Source organism: Micromonospora sp. H33 (assembly GCF_052068455.1).
Taxonomy (GTDB): Bacteria; Actinomycetota; Actinomycetes; order Mycobacteriales; family Micromonosporaceae; genus Micromonospora.
On record NZ_JBQHDE010000010.1, the window covers coordinates 50,788 to 70,402 of the forward strand.

Genomic DNA, 19,615 nt, shown 5'->3' on the forward strand with positions numbered 1-19,615 from the left:
GCCGGACGCGGGGTTGACCGTGGCGAACGGCGGTGCAAGTGTCGTCGGGACCGGTGGTGGGGGGAGTCGGTCGATGGGTGTGACAGTGCAGGTCGATCCGCGCCTCTCGACCTTGCTGCGGGCGCTGGGAGCGGTGGACTCCGACGGCGCGTTCGACCCGTCGTGGTTCGAGCACCCGCTCGACGGCATCGCCAACTGTCTCAACGACGACACCCAGCGTGCGGCGTTGTTCGACCTGCTGGACGAGGTGCTGCCGGCAACCACCGGCCCCTTGGTGCCGGCCGGGGCGCGCTGGCATCCGCTGCTCGCTCCCAACCCGTACGGCAACGTCCACCTGAGCATCCAGGATGGACTCCTCGGAGTGACCGTCGCCGTCCGGACGGTCCGGCCGGATCTGCCGTCGGTCCAGCTGACCGCGACGCTTCCGCTGGTGCGTACCGGCGACGGGGACGCCCAAGCCGAGGTGGGACCCCTCGATGTCACCGTCGTGGCGACCGTCCCCGCAGCCGAGGGCATCACCGCCGCGGGAATCCGGGTGGTGGCCGGTGTCGACGGATCCGTGTCCGTCGCGGTACGTCTCGAGGACGCCGCCGGCACGGTCACCGAGTTCGACCCGGCCGCCATGGACACACGGGCCGTCCGCGCGGTCGAACTGCTGGTGCGCTCGGTGCTGGCGTACGAGACGGGCACCGACGACGCCGTCGCGTCACTGGTGACGCACTTGCCCGGGGTGTTCGGACTCGGCGACGAGAGGCTGCCACCCTTCCCGATCGCCGACCCGTCTGCCGTGCGCGGCTGGCTGGCCGGCGTGGCCGGCGACCCGGACGCCCTCACCGCCTGGTTCACCCACCTCGCCGGGATCCTGGCCGTGGTCACCGACGACTCCGTCGTGATCAGCGGCGCCGGCACCCACGCCGACCCGCTGCGGTCGCCCGTCCTGCGAGTCGGTGACGTCGCCGTCGAACTCCTGGCCGGCGCCGGTGGCAGCGCCACCGAACCGACCCTCGAACTCGGTGCTGCCCTGACCACGGTGGCCTCGACGCCAACGCTGGCGGCCCGCGCCATGGTCGCGGCCATCCCGCTCGCCGCGACCCCAGGCACCCCCACCCGCGTCCTGCCGTCGGCCGCGGTGCTGCTCACCGTCCCGGTCAGCGGCGGCCACGTGGACGGCGGGGTCAGCTGGGACGCCGCCGGGCTCACACCGGTGCTCCGACTGCGGGACATCACCATCGGCGGCACCCCGCACACCGTGGACCTGACCGACGCGAACGCGGTCGTCGCGGCCGTCGCCGACGACGTGCTGTCGCAGCTCACCGCCGGGCTGGGCGGGCAGGACAACGCCCGGCACCTGCTGGCCCTCACCGGCTTCCGGCCGGCGGACGGTGACCCGCGTCCGGCCCCACCGACCGTCGGTGCGGCCGCGCTGTCGGGCAACCTGCTCCACGCGATCGCCGAGGTGCACCGCGCCGCGCTCGACCACCCGGACCGGACGTGGCGGCACCTGTTCGCCGAACTCGGCGGCATCTTCGGCCTGACCGACGAGGTCACCGGCGAGGGAACCCGTACCTCGCCCTGGCTGCTGCCGCTATCCGGTGACGACGCGTACCGGATCAGCCTCGCCGCCTGGGACGACCGGAGCGTGACCACGCCGGACGGGATCCACCTGCTGCGGCTGGGACTGCACGTCGCCACCGGCACCGGCCCGTGGACGGCCGCCTGGAGCAGCGAGCTGCTCGCGTTCGACCTGTCCCCGTCGGAACCGACCCGCATCGCGCTGGTCGGCGCCCAGAACCTGACCCTCGCCTTCGCCGAACTCGAGGCCGCCACCGTGTGGGCCGACCGGGTCGAGGTCACCGCCCACTGGGCACCAGGTACGCCGCCACAGGTCCGGACCGCGATCCAGGGGCTGCGGGGCGACGAGTTCGGCCCGGTGGATCTCGCGCTGCCCGGAGACCCCGGCCAGTCCACGCTCAACGTTCCGATCGACCCGGGCGACCTGGTCGACCTGCTGCACATCCTGCTGGCCCAGGCCTGGGCGCTGTGGGGCACCGACCTCACCGGCCACGCCGTCGCCGGACTGTTCGGCCTGCACCGTGATCTCGCCGGAGTCCCCGACGACTGGCCGACGCTGGTGCCCAGGACCCCGCAGCACCTGACCGACCTCCTGGACGATCCGGTCAGAGCGGTCCGCCAGCACGCCACCGCGGTCCTCAACGGCGTGTCGTCGGACGGCACACCGTTCGCCGGGTACGCGCTGCACTGGCTCGCCGCGCTCGTCACCGGTCTGGTGCCCGACGACGTGGATGCGGCACCCGCCGACAGTGTCCGGCCCCGAGGAGCCGGCACGCACGCCGATCCCTGGCAGCTGCCCGTCGGCGACACCGGCTCGGAGCTGCTGATCTGGCAGGATCCCGCGCCCACGACGGGTCCCGCCGGCCCGGCCGCCGTGACCAGTCTGGCGCTGCTTTCGGGCCTGGCGCCCGGCACCCCGGCGCTGCGCGGGCGCGACCTGGCCGCCGCCGCGCAGGCGCTGGACGAACTGTCCGCCTGGTTCGACGCCGGCGACGGTCTGGTCCCGTACGCCTCGCAGACCGCCGTACCGCCGGCCTGGCACGTGGGCACGCCGGTGCCGGTCGGGCATCACCGGCTGCCGGCCGACCCGGCGGCGGTGGCCCAGGTCGCGGCGCAGCTGACCACCTGGGGACGCCCGCCCGCACTGCTGGTCGTGACCGCCAGCGCCACCAACTGGCGGACCCTGCTCGCCGCCATCGACCCCGGTCACGACCCGGACGCGCGCATCGACCTGCGCGGAGCACCCGAGGCCGACCTGAGCACCCTCACCGCCGTGGCCGCGGCGTACCCGGTGCTGCTCGACGACCCCGGCGTCGGCGGCCTCGACCACCTCGTGAAGCAGGTCGACCGCGCCGCCGCCCGGGTCCGGGCGGTGACCGGCGCGGCGCGCGTCGCCCTGATCGGTCACGGACCGGGCGGCGTGGTCGCCCGGGTGGCCGCCGCCGGCAACCCCGCCGGCGTCGCCGGCGTCGCCGGCGTCATCACGCTGGCCGCGCCGCACGTCGGGACCGACCTCACCCCGCTCACCCGGGACGACGTCGCCGACGCGGTACGCCTCGCCCGCGCGCTCGGTCACCGCCCCACGGCCGCCGTCGACGATGTGGTCGCGCTGCTCGGGTCCATTCTCGACGGCGGGCCGGTGGCCGACGGCGCGCTGCCGCCCGCCGGGACGTACACCCCGGACGGATTTGTCGGCGTCCAGGACGGCCTCACCGACACCGTTCCGGGCCTGGCGATCGGCGCCCGGCTGCCGGCCGCCACGCTGATCCCGTCACTGGCCGCCGCGGTCGCGGCGCCGCCCGCACCGGTCGAGCCGGTGTCCCACCTCGGCCTCGCGGCGCGGCAGCGGTTCACCACGCCGCTCGGCGTCCCCGGCCAGGTCCGGCTGGACGTCGACCTGCGGGTCGACCTCGCCCGGATCCGGAACGGCCCCGGCCTGGAGCCGGCACGGGCCCCGCACGAGGTCACGGTCACCGCGGCGGTCAGGCGACCCGGTGGCTGGCTGGTCGGCGACAGCGGCGTACGGGACCGGGCGGTGTCGCGGGTCCGCTGGGCCGAGGTGCGGGTACGCATCGGACGGGATCCGAGCGGTGCGCTGCGGGTCGATCCCGTGGTGCTGCTGCACGAGGCGGGCCGGGCCGGCGACGACGCCACGGTCCTGGACCTGGCGGCGATCCTGGCACTGCTGCGGCCCGGACCCACTGCGCCGGTCCTGCCCGCCGGGATCGACGGTCCGGCCGGAGACCTCGTCCGTGCCCTGCTGGCTGCGGCCGGGCTCGCCGACCCGGCGGGCACCTGGTCGGTGCCCGCACTGCAGCAGTTCGCCGCCGCCCCGGCCGGCTGGCTGGGCCAGCGCCTGCCCGGGATCCTCGCGGTTCTCGGCCCTGCGGTCGGCGCGACACCGGACGGCGACGGCGGCTGGCGGCTGCCGGTGCTGGCCGGCACGCACACGCTGACGCTCACCCCGGCGCCGTGGACGCTGCGCCTGGCGGGCGTCGACACACCGCCGGATGCTCCGCCGGGCATCCTCGGCGGGCTCACGGCGGACGCCTCCCTGACCTTTCCGTCCTTCGGCGCCACCGGCGCCGCTGCCCTCACGGTCGGCCCTCTCCGGCTGACCGGGGGCGCCGGCAGCATCGACCTGGCCGCACCACCGTGGTTGCCGTCCGTCCGGCTGTGGCCCGCCGGTCAGCCCGCCGACGCCGTCTCGGCCCTCGACCAGGCTGTACCCAGGGTCCTGCTCTCCGCGGCGCTCGGGGTCCTGGCCGGACCGCACCTCAGCGGCGGGGTCCGGGTACCGCCGCTGGATGCCCTGCTCCACTCGCCGGGGACGGTGCTGCGCGACCTCGTCGGCACCGCTGCGGGACTGAACGCCCTGCTCGACCTGGTCCGGTCGGCCGTCGGCGTGCCGCCGCAGCCGGGCGTCGACGGTCTGCCACTGCCGGGCGGCCTGCGCCTGTACGCCGTCGACCCGTTCGTGGTACGCCTGTCCAGCTCCCTGGCGCTCGCCGGCTCCACCTTGGACGTCGATCTCGGGCTCGCCCTTCCGGCCGGGCAGCCTCCGGCCCCGGACGGAACGCTCGCCCTCACGGTCCCGCTGACCGGCGGGACCTGGGGCGGCGTCCGGGTCGTCGTCGGCTTCTCCGCGGCCGGCGTGAGCCTCGTGCTGGAGCCCGACGGCGCCGACCCGATCGCGATCCTGCCCCACTTCGACGGCCTGGGCGCGCTGGTCGCCGGCGCGCAGGCCCTGCTGCCGTCGCTGCTGCAGCAACTGGTCGAGCAGCTGTCGCCACCCGGGCCCGTGCTGGCCGCCGTGCTGCGCCTGGCCGAGGCGCTCGGCATCTACGGCGACGACGCCGACGGGTTCACGCGCCCGGACCGGGCGGCGGTGCTGGCGTCGATGCTGCGGCCGGGCTGGCTCGACTCGGTGGCGGCCGACGGCCCGGCCATCGCTGGACGCATCGCCGCGTTGTTCGGGCCACCGCCGCTGCTGCCGGTACCGCTCGGCGCGATCACGTCGTCCGGCGGCACCGTCGCCTGGACCGTGCCGCTGCCGGCCACCGGTAGGCTGACCGCGGCTCTGGGCTGGGACGCCTCAGGTGCTCCGGTCGTCACGCTGACCGCGGCGCAGGTCGCGATCGGCCCGGTCGTCCTGGAGTCCGTCACCGTGTCGGCCGGCGCACCGCCGGCCGGCGCGGCCAGCCTGCGGCTGGCGCTCGACGGCGTGCTGGCACCGGTCGCGCCGGCGCTGCAGATCGCGTTTGACGCCGACGGCTTCACCGCCCAGATCCTGCCGCTCGGCGCCGGTACGGCCGACGACTTCCGGATCGCGCTGGCACCGCAGATGACGGTCGACGCGACCATCGAGGGCGCGCTCGACCTCGCGCTCGGCTGGGGTCTGCCGCTGGCGAGCGAGGTGATCCTGCGGGCGGTGGCCGACACCCCCGGCACCCCGTCCCCGCTGGACCGGACCCTGTGGGCCGGCGGACCGACCACCCGCACGCTGCTCGCTGGCGCCACGCTGATCCCGGCCGGCACCACGGAGCCGGTGCCGCGGCTGGTCCGCCCGCTGCCGGACCCGCTCGCCGCCGTCCTGGGCGCACTGCGGGCGGCCGCCTCCGGCGTGTCGGTGAAGGTCACCGACACGCTGACCCTCCGTCTCGTGCACGATCCGGCGACGGGCCGCACCGGGCTGCGGCTGTCCGGGCACCAGGACGTCGACGCCGGCGACGTCACGGTCAGCCTGCGCTTCGGCACCGAGCCGTGGTTCGCGCACCCCGAGTCCGGGGTGACCCTGTGGGTGGCTGCTCCCGGTCCGACCGGCGGCCCGCCGCTTCAGCTCAACCCCGGGCTCGACGCTGTCGGCCTCGGCGTCCTGATCAGGGGGGAACCCCTCGTCGATGGCGCCGTCGTCATCGGCGGTGCCGGCGGGCTGCTCTTCCTGTCCGCCACCTTCCTCGACGAGGCAGCGGCACCGGCGCTGACCGTCTCCGGCCTGGGGGCCGGTGGTGTCCTGGTCGGCAGCTACCTCAACCTCGCCGCCAACGACGCCGACAGCTTCCTCGCCTCGGTCCTGCCGGCGCAGCTCAAGGCACCCTTCGACCTGGTCGTCGCGTACCGCGACGGGCGCCTGGAGGTCGGCGGCACCGGACCGGCCAGCACCGACTCCATCGAACTCGACATACCGCTCGACCTGGACCTGGTCCTCATCCACGTCACCGAGCTGCTGCTCGGCATGAGGGCCGGTGGGGGACAGCTGCGGCTCGAGGCGGCCGTCTCCGGGTCCGCGGACGTCGGCCCGCTGTTCGCCGCGGTACGGCGCGTCGGCATCGTCGCCACCTTCGGCGCCGGCGGCGCCGGGCTCGGCTTCCGCCCGCCGGACCAGGTCGGCCTCTCCATCGACTCACCCACCCTGCGGCTGGGCGGGTTCCTGTTGGTCGATGAGGAACACGGCCGCTACGTCGGAGCCGTCGAGATCGCCGTCCTCGGCAAGTTCGAACTCAGCGCGATCGGGATCATCACCACCCGGATGCCCGACGGCTCGCCCGGTTTCTCCCTGCTGTTCCTCGTGTCGATGACCCTGCCCGTGCCGATCGCCCTCGGCTACGGCTTCTTCCTCGCCGGCGCCGGCGGCCTGCTCGGCGTCAACCGCGCAGTGGACCTGGACGCCCTCACCGCCGGCCTGCGCACCGGCGCCGCACAGCGCATCCTGTTCCCCACCGACATTGTCCGCAACGCCGACGCGATCGTGCGGGACCTCGAGCAGGTGTTCCCGGTCGCGACCGACCGGTTCCTGATCAGCCCGATGGCCCGGATCACCTGGAGCACCCCAGCGCTGGTCACCATCGACCTCGGGCTGATCGTCGGCCTCGGCGCGCCGGTGACGGTGGCGATCCTCGGCCTGCTCCGAGCCACCCTTCCGAACCCCGACAATCCGGTTCTCAACCTCAAGGTCGCCTTCCTCGGCGCGATCGACCTGGGCGCCGCCCTGCTGCGGTTCGACGCCGCGATTTTTGACTCGTACATCGGCTCGGGCGACTTCAGGGTCACCCTGGACGGTGACCTGGCGGTCCGGCTCAGCTGGGGTGAACGTCCCGACTTCGTCGCCTCCGTCGGCGGTTTCCACCCCGCCTACCGGCCGGCCAGCAACCTGCGGCTGCCCACGATGCGTCGGCTCACCCTCACCCTGCTGCGCGACAACCCGAGCCTCGTGCTCACCGCCTACCTGGCGATCACCGCGAACTCGGTGCAGTTCGGCGCCCGGCTGAACTTCGCCTTCTCCGTCGCCGGGTTCTCCGTGGTGGGCTACTTCGGATTCGACGTCCTGGTGCAGGTCGCGCCGTTCGCGCTCGAAGCCAACATGCAGGCCAACCTCGCGGTCAAGTCGGGCGGCGCCACGATCCTCAGCCTCGCCCTGGACTTCACCCTCTACGGGCCGACCCCGTGGATCGCGCGCGGCCACGCAACGTTCCGCATCCTGTTCTTCACCGTCACCGTCGCCATCGACGCGCGCTTCGGCCCGGAACTGACCACGTCGATCCCGGACGTCGCGGTACTGCCCAAGGTGCTGGAAGCCTTGGAACAACCGGGGAGCTGGGTGGCCGAACTGCCCACGGCGGCCGGCACCGCGGTCACCCTGCTCCCGCTGGACCCTCCACCGACGGTCATCGTCATCGACGCCGCCGGCACGCTCACCGTCAGCCAGCGGGTGGCGCCACTGGACACCGAACTCACCCGCTTCGGCACCAGCCGGCCCAACGACGTCACCACCGTCCGCGTCGACGCGCTACGGCTCGGCGGTCAGTCGACCGAGCTCGAGCCGACCACCGAGATGTTCAGCCCGGGTTCGTACCGGGCCATGCCCGATGCCGACAAGCTGCGCGAGGACGGGTTCGTCCCCCGGCCCAGCGGCGTCCGGGCGACCGGCGACTCGCTGCCGCGTACCGACTACGCCGTCGTCCGGCCGGCGCGGTACGACCTCATCGTCTCCGACGATCCCGACGCCGCCCCCCAGCACGATCTGGGGGGCAAGGACCTGGTCGCGCTGGCCCGCGGTGGCGCGACCGGACGCTCCGCGGCCGCGCGGGCACTGCGCGCCGAGGCCGAACGGGGGAGTGTGGTCGCCATCGGCAGCCCCGTCGACCGGTACGCCGTGACCGCGGTCGGCGACCTGCGGCCGCTGACCGCCGACGGGTCCGTCGCCGTTCCGGTCGGAACCGAACCGGACGGCCGACCGATCTTCGCACCCGGTGTCCTGGTGGACCGCGTGGACGCGCAGGCCCGGCTCCGCGCGGCCCAGGCGGCCGGCACCGAACTCCAGATCGTTCCCGCAGCGCAGGTGGTGGCATGACGGCTCCAGGTAACGGCACGGCAGGTCAGCAGGGCGCCTACACCTTCGTGCCGTGGTTCCGCCGCGGCATCGCGGCCGACATCACCGCCGTCGACGATCCGGCCGCCCAGACCCCGGTGGGCCGCGCCGGCGTGCTCGCGGAGCTGACGCTCGGCTACACCGCCACGAACGGCCAGCCCGGCGCCGCGCCCACCGTACGGAAGACGGTCGAGCTGGTCGGTCCGGGCGACATCAGCGCCCTGAAGACCACCGCGATCCTCACCGTGTACCCGCCGCCGGACACGGCCGAGGCCACCCCGGGCGAGTTCGCCTACGTCGAGTTCTACGACGAGGACGTGCCCTGGCGGTACACACCGGCCCGTCCGGCGACCGTGCCGGTGGGTGGCACCGGCCGGCCCCGGCTCCGGCCCTGGCTCGCCCTCTTCGTCCTCGCCGACGGGGAGTACACGGTGCACCGCCGCGACGACGGGTCAGCCGTGGTGACGGTCGGCGCCGGGGTCACGCTTCCGCCCGCGGACGAGGCGTGGGCCTGGGCGCACGCCCAGATCGCCGGTGCCAGCACGGCCGCCGCGGCCGGCGCCACCGCAGCGGCCGACCCGGACACCGCCCTGTCCCGGCTGCTGTCCCCGCGCCGGCTTCGGCCCGGCGTGCGGTACGCCGCGTTCCTGGTTCCGGCCTTCGAGACCGGGCGGCTGGCCGGCCTGCGGCGAAGCACCGACGGGCTGCCCGCCCTGCGTCCGTCCTGGGGCGCGGGCCAGTCCGACCGCACCTTCCCCGTCTACCACACCTGGTCGTTCACCACCGGCACCGACGGCTCGTTCGAGTCGTACGTGCGGCGGCTGTCCGCCCGAGCCGTCGACGACTCCTTCGGCAAGCGCAGGGTCCAGGTCGACCTCGGTGGGTACGGACTGGATCCGTCCCTCGCCCGGACCATCGAGTTGGAGGGCGCGCTGGCGCCGCTCACCTTCTCCCGCGACGAGTTCGACGGCGACGGCGCCCTCGCCAAGGCTCTGGAGTCCACTCTCGACGAGGCGGTCTCCCGGCTCGAGCCCGGTGCCACCGCCGGCGAAGACCCGGGCGTGGTGCCGCCGGTCTACGGGCGGTGGCACGCCGGGGTGACCCGGCTGCTGGCGGTCCAGCCCGACGACGACGTCGCGTGGATCCGCGAACTCAACCTGGACCTGCGGCAGCGGGCCGGCGCTGGCCTCGGCGCCCAGGTGGTACGCGAGCAGCAGGACGAGCTGATGGCCCGGGCCTGGGCGCAGGTCGGTGCCCTGCGTGACGCGAACCAGCGGCTGCGGGAGGCCGAACTGGCCGTCGCCGCCTCCGAGGCGCTGTTCCAGAAGCACTTCCAACCAGCCGACGAGAACCAGTTGTTCCTGCTGAGTACGGCGGCGCACCACGGCATCGCGGTCACCGCCGGTCAGCCCGCGCACCGCCTGGCCGCCGGTACCGCGCCGGCGCCGTCACTGCGCGCGACGGTGACTGGCAGCGTGGTCCCGTCGGCCGCCGAGGACGCCGCCTTCAAACGGCTCACCCGGCCAGCGGTCCCGCTGGTCCGGCAGGCCACCGGTACCCGCACCGTGGGCGGCTTCCGGACCGGACTGATCGAGCGGCTCAACGACGGTACGCTCACCTCCGCCCCACCGGTCCCGCCGCCGGTGGCATCGGTCAGCCTGCAGACGATCAGTGCCGCGGTCAGCAGCGCCGCCACCCGACTGACGCCGAAGCTGGTCGAGCCGAAACGGGTCTTCTGGGAATTGGTGACCGCGGCCCTGAGCGCCCGCCCAAACGTGCTGACCACCCCACCCACCGCCGCGACCCTCCGCACCGACGTAACCAACCGACTGACGGCCTGGGTCGCCGCCCACCCGGCGGACGCCTCGATCAAACCCGCCGTGTCCGACCTCATCGCCGCGATCGAGCGGGTCGAACTGCCCGGAGACGGCACGGTCCGGGTCGTCGTCCGTTCCGCGGCGTTCACCGCGGCGTACGGTGCCGACGTCGACGGCAAGAGCGGCGACGGCGTGACGATCATGCGCTCCGGTGCCACGCCGTCGACCGCCAAGATCGGCCGGTTCGCACCCGCGGACGGCGCGGCCGACTTCGCGGCGGGTCTCAACGACCTGGCCGTCGACGTCATGACCCGGCTCACCGCCGGACCACCGCCCCCCGAGCCGATCGACGACCTGGCCGGGCTGACCAGCGGGCTGCACCACGCGCTCCGTCCCGCCGAGACCCTCGCCGCGCGGGTCGGCACCGCGTTGCCCGGCTTCGCCGAGGCCACCGCCGAACACGCCGCCGCCCGGGCCCGCCGGCTCGCGCCGGTGCTGGCCTACCCGGTGTTCCCGGACCCGATGGTCAAGGCGCTGCAACGCCTCGACCGGGAGCACGTGCTGCCCAACCTGGGTGCGTTGCCGGCCGACACGGTCACCGTGATGCGACCCAACACCCGGTTCATCGAGGCGTACCTCGCCGGGCTCAACACCGCGATGGCCCGTGAGCTGCTGTGGCAGGAGTACCCCACGGATCAGCGCGGCAGCTACTTCCGGGTGTTCTGGTCCCGCTCCGACGCGCTCGCCGACCGCACCGGCACCGACGTGGCCGAGTTGCCGGCCTGGACCGCTCCGCTGGGCAGCAACGGCACGGCCGCCGGCGCGCCCCTGGTGCTGGTGATCCGCAGTGAGCTGCTGCGGAAGTTCCCGGGCACCGTCGTGTACGCCCAGGCCGCGCGCGCCACCGCCACCGGCCGTACCCTCGACCTCGCCGCGCCCCCGGTCCACCCGGCGTTCCACGCCAGCCTCGATCCGGACGTGACGCTCGTCGGTTTCCCGCTCAGCGTTGACCAGCTCCGTGGCCGCGTCGCCACCGGCACCGACCCGGGTCACCCGGGGATGTACTTCGTCCTCGCCGAACGCCCCGGGCAGGTCCGGTTCGGGCTGGACCCGACCGCCCCGCCCGGCGGTCTGCGGACCTGGGACGACCTGTCCTGGGCGAACCTGGCCGGCGTGGCCGATCACCTGGTGCTCGCCGGCAACTCGCCGGTACCCGCCGAGACCTCCGCCGGTGTCTGGGCGGCGACCTCCGCCGACCTGGCCGCGATCCTGTTCCGCAGCCCGGTGATGTACGCCCGCCACGGGTCGGACATGTTGCCAAGGGAGATCAAGTGAAGCTCGACGTGCCGGTCCTCGCCGGAGACGACCTCGGTACCGGCTCGCCGAACCGTCAGCGCGTCTCGGAGGTGCGCGCACTCGCGTCCGCATGCCCGGACGATGTGCCGTTCCTGCTGATGCCGGTGCGGCTGCAGACGCGGTTCGTGCAGGTCCAGGTGCCGACCACCGGGCTCACGGCGACCAGCGGGCTGACGGCCACCACCGGGCTGTCGGCGACCCCCCGGCTGTCGGCGACCGCCGGGCCGTCGGCGGACATCGCGTCGTCGGCCACCGCCGGCCTCGTGGCGTCCCTCGACCGTGCCTCCCGGCACGCGGAGATGCTCGCCTCCCGGGACTACGCCGCCCCGGTACAGGGCGACAACGCCAAGCAGCGCCGCGCGTACAAGCAGAAGACCGAGACGGCCCGGATCGCCCAGGCGAGCCAGGAGATCGGGTCGATCGGCGCTGAGATCACCGCCGCCCGGCTGCTGCTCCGCGACGTCGACCCGGCTGACCGCGCCGCCACCACACTCTCCGTCGCGGCACGCCGGCTGGCCGCCGCCCTGGAGGCAGCGGACACCGCACTCGCCTCGGTCCGCTCCGACTACCACCGCGCGAACGTGATCAGCGCCTTCACGCCGGTCGCCCGTGAGGCCCGGACTCTGCTGCGGACCGTGGAGTCGACCCTGCTGCCGGCCACCCACCTGTACCGGACGCTCCGTACCGGCGGGCGGGGCACACCGGTGCCCCGGGACCAGGTGGCCGCCTCCGCCGCCGCCCACGCCCGGCTGAGCGCCAGCCTGAACACGCTGGCCGGCATCGTCGCGGAGCTGGACCGTGCCGGTGCCGACGCGGTCGCGCGGCAGGACCGGTTCACCGCCGCGCCCCTGGTCGAGGTCCTCGACGAAGCGCTCGCCCACGCCGCCCGCATCGCCGTGCTGCCCGAACCCTGGCAGCACGACCTGAGCCGCCGTGTCGGCGAGCTGGTGGCCCGGCTGCGCACCACCGTCGCGCCGCTCCGCACAGCCGGCCTCCTGGGCGGTGCCGACCTCGCCCCGACCGTCCGGATCACCGACGACGTCGCCGAGCGGCTCGGGACGCTGCAAGCCGCCGTCACGGGCATCTCCACCGACGCCGCCGGCGTCGCCGTGGCCACCACCCGTACCATCGACCAGCTCCGGATCCGGATCTTCCCCGACGACTTCGCCGTCGTCACGCACGAGCCCCGGCTGACCGCCGCCGAGCGGGACGCCGGCCAGACCTACTGGCGGCAGGCCGCCGAGCACGGCGGGGACCGGACCGCCCGGCTCGCCGCGTGGCGTGCGGTATGCGCCGGCTACGGACCGCAGCGCGCGGCGTGGATCGTCCGGCAGACCCGACCGGTGGCCGAGCCCGTGTCGTCGCCGGCACTCACCGACACGTTGAGCCGGTTGGACACCGTGGACCGCCGACTGGCCGACCTGACCCGCAAACCCGGCCGGCGCGTCGAGTCGCTGGAACCGGTGCTGCACTCGGCGGCCCATGCGGTCGAGGAGGCCGGGCCGCTGCCGCCCGGGGCGACTGAGCGGCTCCGGGAACGGGTTGCCCCGATCGCCGCGAAGATCGCTGGCCTTCGGGCCGCCGCACCGGACGCCCGCTGGGAGTCCGTCCGGTCGGCCCAGGAGCACCTCGAGGCCGCGCTGTCGGCGATGCCGACCGAGCCCGCTCCGGATCCGGTGCCCGCGAACCGCCTCGCCGACACCGACGCGAAGGAGGCGGCCTGGACCCTGCCGCCCCGTGCCGGCCTGCTGCCGCGCCGCTTCGTCGCGATCACGGTCTCCGGCAACCGGATCAGCCACGCGGTGGCCGGTGCCGACGTCCGGCCCGACCTGGCCCTGGGCCTCGACCCCCGGACCGAGAACGAGGACCGGGAAACGCCGTACGTCTCCGGCGACGGCACCCTCGTCCTGGGCGCCTCGCTGCGCTGGTTGACCGACTTCGACGAGGCGTCGGCAGCGGGAATGGCGATCACCATCCCGATCACCGCTCAGGAGGCGGCGACCGGATTCGACCGGGTCTACGTGCTCGGCCTCGGTGCCGGGACGGATCCGCAGGCCGGCGCGCGAATGCTCGCGCAGCAGCTGGACAACCACCACTACAGCCCGCGCGGGCTGGCCCTGGTGCCGGTCGGGACGCCCACGAACAACACCGACGCGGGGACCGCCGGTTACCGCAGTGGGGAGGACGCCGACCACAGCTTCGCCGTGGAACTCGACGCGCCGCTGGTCGCCGGCCGCCCCGGCAAACCGGACGGGCTGCGCCTCGCCCGGGGGCTGGGCGTCGCGCCCGACCTGTTCGACCACGTCGCCGCCGCCGACGGACACGACATCGACCACGCGCTGCTGGCCAACGCCGCGCTCTGGCCGGCGACCGCCGGGTACGCGCTCGAGGAGCTGCTCGGCCGGATCCTCACCCTGCGGGCACGCGACCAGGTTCAGCGGTTCGCCGTCGAGCACGTCATCGGCAGGGGCGCGCTGCCCGCCCTGCGGGTCGGCGCACAGCCGTACGGGGTGCTGCCCACCGTGGCGTACACCCGCTACCAGCCGGACACCGGTGCGCCGGTGTTCGACGGACTGCTGCGAGACGTCCTGCTGCTGCTCTACGAGGACTGGGCGACGGCCGCGACGAAGGTCCGCCACGCTCACTCGACCCCCGACGGGCAGAGCCAGGTGCTGTCCGTGCTCGGCCTCGACGCGGTCGCGGCCGGGTACGCACAGCGGCTGTCGGTGAACGCCGGCCGCGACGGGATGGGCTTCGGCTGGCTGGCCAGCATGCCGTCGGACATGACCACGACCAAGCTGCGAATCGGGCCACTGGCGCTGCTCCAGCGCTTCCAGGCGGTCTTCGACCGCGCCGCCGGCCGGGCGTCCAGTCCCCTCCTCGACAAGGGGTCCGTGGCCGAGCCGTACCGCGACCTGTACAAGCGGATCAGTGGCTCGCGTGGCTACGAGGTGACCTACCTGGACGAGACGGTCGAGCTGACCGGGGCACGGGTCGTCCCGGACGGTCTCGCCAGCGACATCACCGCCGTGCTCGGGCTGAACCTCGGCCGCCTCGCCCAGGACATCGGCCACCTCGTCCGCGGCCGGTCGCTCCTGCACCTGCTGGTGTGCCAGGCGCTGTTGGCGCAGGCCCGCGACGTGGCCCTGCGCATCCTCACCCTCGAAGGGGTCATCGACGAGGATCTGCGTGCCCGGGTCGGCTCCGGCGACCTGTTCTCGGTGCCGCGCGTCGGCGGCTCCCTGACCCTCACCCGCTGGCGGTTCCTGCTCGGCGATCTCGCCGTCATGGACGGTGTCATCGGGCGGCGATTCCCGGCGGGACCGGGGACGCTCTACGACTATCTGCGCTCCCGCCGGCAGCGGATGGACGACTACCTGAACAACGGGGGCGACAACGCGCTGGCCCGGGCCTTCGCCGGCCCGCAGGCGGCGGCGCACCGCCAACTGATGACTCCACTCGTCGCGCACCGCAACGCGGTCGCCGGGCTGGCGCAGCTCGACGCCGACACCGCCGACCAGGTGACCCGCGAGCACCTGGACACCTGCTCGCACCGGCTCGACGCGTGGCTGCTCGGCCTCGCGAACCAGCGGCTGGACCGGATGCGCACCAGCCGGCCCCAGGGCATCCACATCGGAGCCTACGGATGGGTGGAGGACCTCCGGCGCGACGACGACCTGACCCCGGCCGTGGGCCTGCCCGCCGTGCTGAACCCCGGCCCGGGCAAGCCGGTGTACGCCGACCGGGGCAACGCCGGGTTCATCCACGCCCCGTCGCTCAACCACGCGACCACCGCCGCGATCCTGCGCTCCGGCTTCGTCGCGCACGGCGGCACCGGCAGCGGCGAGATGGCCGTGAACGTCTCCTCGCGCCGGGTCCGCTCGGCGCTGGCCCTGCTGGACGGTGTCGCGGCCGGCAACGAACTCGGCGCCCTGCTCGGCTACCAGTTCGAGCGCGACCTGCACGACGCCGCCGACACCGGCGTGATCCTCGACGACCTGATCGCACCCTTGCGGAAGCGGTACCCCTCCGCGTCGGGAGTGGAGGGTGAGGCCGCCGGCGCCGGCACCGACCTGCGGCACGTCGTCGACGGTGCACGACTGCTCGACACGGTGCGCACGTGGTTCGCCCAGCACCGCCCGGCGACGAACGGCACCCTGTTCGCGGCCATGCACGACCGGGGCACCTACCGCGGCTACCCGTACGGCGTGGTCGCGGAGAGCGGGACCCCGCTGCTCCCGCCGATCACGGACGCCGCCCGGCTGGATCCGGTGCTCCGCGCGATCGACCGGCTCGCCGACACCGTCGACGCCCTCGGCGACCTGGTCATCGCGGAAGGCGCCCACCAGCTGACCCAGGGCAACCACGCCCGCGCCGCCGCCGTCCTGTCCGCGTTCGGCGCCGGCAAGCTACCGCCACGTCCGGAGATCGTGGACACCCCGGTCGACGGCACGCTGGTCTCGCACCGGGTGCTCCTGCACCTCGTGCCGGACGCCGCCCCGCCCGCGGGCTGGACGGCGACCTCCGTGCGTGCCGCCGCCGAGCCCGCGCTCAACGCCTGGCTCGGCGAGCTGATCGGACCACCCGGGATGACCCGGATCAACGTCGTCGACGAGGACGGACGGACGGCCGCGACGGTCTCGCTCACCGAGCTGGCCATCCAGCCGATCGACCTGCTCGCCATGCTGCACCAGGGGCTCGACGACGCGATGACCGAACTGACCGTACGGGTGCTGGACACCCAACGGCCGATCGACGTGCGGGACGGATCGCCGGCACCCGCGCTGCGGCTGACGCTCGAGCGGGACCCGGCCTGGCCGACCCACGTCCGGTCACTGGCCGACACGGCGGCCCTGGTCGAGCAGGTGGCCGCCATGATGCGGGTGGCCCGTCCGGCGACCTCCGCCGACTACGTCCTCACCGACACCGTGACGTCGGCCGGCGCCGGAGCCGACGCCGCCGAGCTCGACGCCCGCGTCGCCGCCGCGATGGCCGCGCTGGAGGCGCTCGGCGGCCGGCTCGTCGCGTTGGTCAGCGACGGCGCCGACGCCGACCTGGCCGCCCTGGGCGACGACCCGGTCGGATACCTGGCGGAGCGCGCGGGCACCTACCGGGGCGGCGCGAAGGCGGGGGAGCCACTGCCGGGCCTCGACCGGCTCTGGGCCCGCCGGCAGGGGTTCCGGGAGGCGTTGCTGGACGCCCTGGGCTTCGGCATCACTGGCATCACGCTGCCGACCCGGTGGGAGAGCCGGGACCAGGTCGGCAGCGCCTGGCTCGCCGCCGCCGAGTCCGCCTTGGTCGAGGTCGCCCGCCGGATCACCGCCGCGCGGGCCGTCCCGGGCGCCGGCGTCTCGGCGTCGCTGGCGGTGGCCCGGGAGATCTTCACCGCGGCACTGCCCGTCATCCCGCGGTTCGCCCTGTCCAACCGCGGCGACGTGATGGCCGCGCTCGCCGACCCGCCCACGGCCGAACCCGAACTGGTCGTCGAACGGTGGCTGGCCGGCGCCGCCACGGTCCGGGAAGGGCTGAACGCCTACCAGACGGCGATCGCCCTCGCCGAGGCGTTCGGCGGCACGCCGCCCGAGGCCGTGCCGGTGCAGTTCCCTGGCGTACCGGGTGAACCGTGGGTCGGCGAGGCCGCGCCCACCGCGCCCGGCGGCCGGGTCAGCCTGGTCGTGCTCCAGCCGGCGAACCTCACCGCGTACGACGATGTCAGCGCGCTCTGCCTGGACGGCTGGGACGAGACGATCCCGTCCGCCAGCCGCACCACCGGGGTGGCGTTCAACTACAACCAGCCGGACGCCGAACCGCCGCAGGCGCTGCTGCTCGCCGTGCCGCCGGTTCGCCGTGGCACCTGGCGCTGGGAGGACCTCATCCAGACCCTCCACGACACGTTCGAACTCAGCAAGATCCGTGCGGTGGAACCGGAGCACCTCCAGGACGATCTGTACGGCCAACTGCTGCCCCTGCTCATCGGCGAGCTGCCGCCGTTCACCGAGTCGGGCAGCGGCGGCACCGCCACCTCGGACAGCCGCGTGTTCCTCGACTTCGCCTCCATCCAGCCGGCGGAAGGGTCCTCGTCATGATCGTCAGCGGTTGCGAACCGTTCCGTGTCTGGTCCCGGCTCGAACCGCGACCCCGGCGTACCGAACTGGACAACCCACTGCGGGCCCGGGTCCACGACGCGCTGTGGATGCTCACCCGGCAGTGGCAGTTCGGCGAGTTCCACGGCGAGGACACCGGCTCCGCGATCGTCGCCACGATCGCCCGGACCGTCTCCGACGTGGTGGCGGTTCGCGTGGGGGACGCGCCGGCGACGGCGTACGACGCCTCCGTGCCGCTGGAGGCGCAGGTCGAACAGCTGCCGATCGACTTCCCGCCCGCGTGGCGGGCCCAGCTCGGTCGGTACGCCGCACGACTCATCGCCGAGCGCGTCGGCCCCGGCGTTTCCGTTCCGGCGCTGCGCGCCGCGCTGGCCCAGCTGTACCCGCTCGAACCCGCGCCGGCGGCCACCGACCCGGTGGCCGCCGCCTGGGCGGCGCAGGCCGGGCCGGGCGGACGGGTCCGGGCGGCGCTGGCCGGCCGGGGGATCGACGGCTACCGGCTCGCCACCGAGCAGCGCGCCGGCCAGACGCTGGCCGAGGTCCCGGGGACGCTCGCTGCCGTCGTACCGGCCGACGCCGCCGGGAAGCTCCTCGACGCCCTCGACGAGCTGCGCGCGTGGTTCGAGTCGGTGTACCCCCAACCCGAACCGGCCACGGACGGCTGGGACGGCGGCCGCCTCGAGTACAGCTACAGCGCGGTGGTGGCGCGCGACGCCAACCGGGGACTCGCGCTGCGCGGTGCCCCCACCCCCGACGGCAACGTGGACTGGTACTCCTTCGACGTGACCGGCGATGCTCCGGTACCGCCGGGCGCTCCCGCACCAGTCACCGAGGTGACCAGCGTGATCCCCGGCGCGGTCAGCTATCCCGGCATGCCGAACGCGCGCTGGTGGCAGATGGAGGATGCCCGGGTCGACCTGGGCAGCCTGCGCGCCGACTCGACCGACCTGACGAAGATCATCGTCACGGACTTCGCGTTGGTCTACGGCAACGACTGGTTCGCCGTGCCGTACGAACAGCGGCTCGGCACGCTGGCCGAGATCCTCGGCGTCGTCGTGACCGACGTCTTCGGACACCGCACCCTGCTCACCGCGGCAACCGGGGCGGCGGGGGACAACTGGGCCGCCTGGGACCTGTTCAGCCTGTCCGGCGCGGTGCCCGGGCTCGCGCCCCTCGGCCAGCACCTGTTCCTGCCTCCGGCACTACCGCCGCAGCGGCCCGGGCCGGTGCTCGAGGAGGTGGCATTCGTCCGCGACGAGGCCGCGAACATGGTCTGGGGCATCGAGACGCGCATCCGCGACGGACTCGGGACCGGGCGGGACGCCGGCGAGGCGGCCCGCCGGCTCAGCACGGCCCTGCTACCGCCGGCCAGCAGCGACGCAACCAGCGGCGGCGGGGCGGAGGGTCTCCGGTACCTGCTCGGCACCACCGTGCCGGAGAACTGGATCCCGTTCGTGCCGGTGCACACCGGCCAGGACGACCACTCCGTCCGGCTGCAGCGCGCCTGGATGCCCCGACCGGTTCCCGCCGGGTCCCGGATCCGTCCGGTGACCAGCATCCTGAGGGCCGGGATCGAGGCGGACGACCGCCAGACCTCGCCGTACTTCATCAACGAGGAGGAGATCCCGCGCGCCGGCGTCCAGGTGCGGGCGGCGATGCAGCGGGCCCGGTGGACCGACGGCTCCATCGTGGTCTGGCATGCCCGCCACACCGTCAGCGGACGTGGTCCGGGCGACAGCGGCCTGCGCTTCGACGTGCTCGAAGCGGCGACCGGCCAATGAGTCGTCTTGTTCGCCACGCTGCGCCCCCGGTAGTCTTGCAGAGCCCAAGCTGCGATGCAGATCCGCTCTTTAAACGGAATGGAAGTTTGAGATAGCCGACCTTGGGAAGTCGTCCTC

General features: G+C 74.4%; 4 protein-coding genes. All 4 read left to right on the forward strand.

Annotated elements, in window-relative coordinates:
• Nucleotides 1-73: 73 nt before the first annotated feature.
• The 4 genes from ACTMS0_RS20970 to ACTMS0_RS20985 are packed head-to-tail and all read left to right on the forward strand — an operon-like array spanning nt 74 to nt 19,498.
• Nucleotides 74-8,422, forward strand: coding sequence for a DUF6603 domain-containing protein (locus ACTMS0_RS20970; RefSeq protein ID WP_441156934.1), 8,349 nt, complete (start codon nt 74-76; stop codon nt 8,420-8,422).
• Nucleotides 8,419-11,592 (forward strand): hypothetical protein, encoded by a 3,174-nt coding sequence (locus tag ACTMS0_RS20975; protein ID WP_441156935.1) that lies wholly within the window; start codon nt 8,419-8,421, stop codon nt 11,590-11,592. The genes ACTMS0_RS20970 and ACTMS0_RS20975 overlap by 4 nt, the downstream gene beginning before the upstream one ends.
• On the forward strand, nt 11,589-17,699 hold the full coding sequence (locus tag ACTMS0_RS20980; RefSeq protein ID WP_441156936.1) for a hypothetical protein: 6,111 nt from the start codon (nt 11,589-11,591) through the stop codon (nt 17,697-17,699). The genes ACTMS0_RS20975 and ACTMS0_RS20980 overlap by 4 nt, the downstream gene beginning before the upstream one ends.
• A complete protein-coding gene (locus ACTMS0_RS20985) occupies nt 17,696-19,498 on the forward strand; it encodes a hypothetical protein (protein ID WP_441156937.1) in 1,803 nt (600 codons plus the stop codon). Before ACTMS0_RS20980 ends, ACTMS0_RS20985 begins: the two co-directional genes overlap by 4 nt.
• Nucleotides 19,499-19,615: the final 117 nt, after the last annotated feature.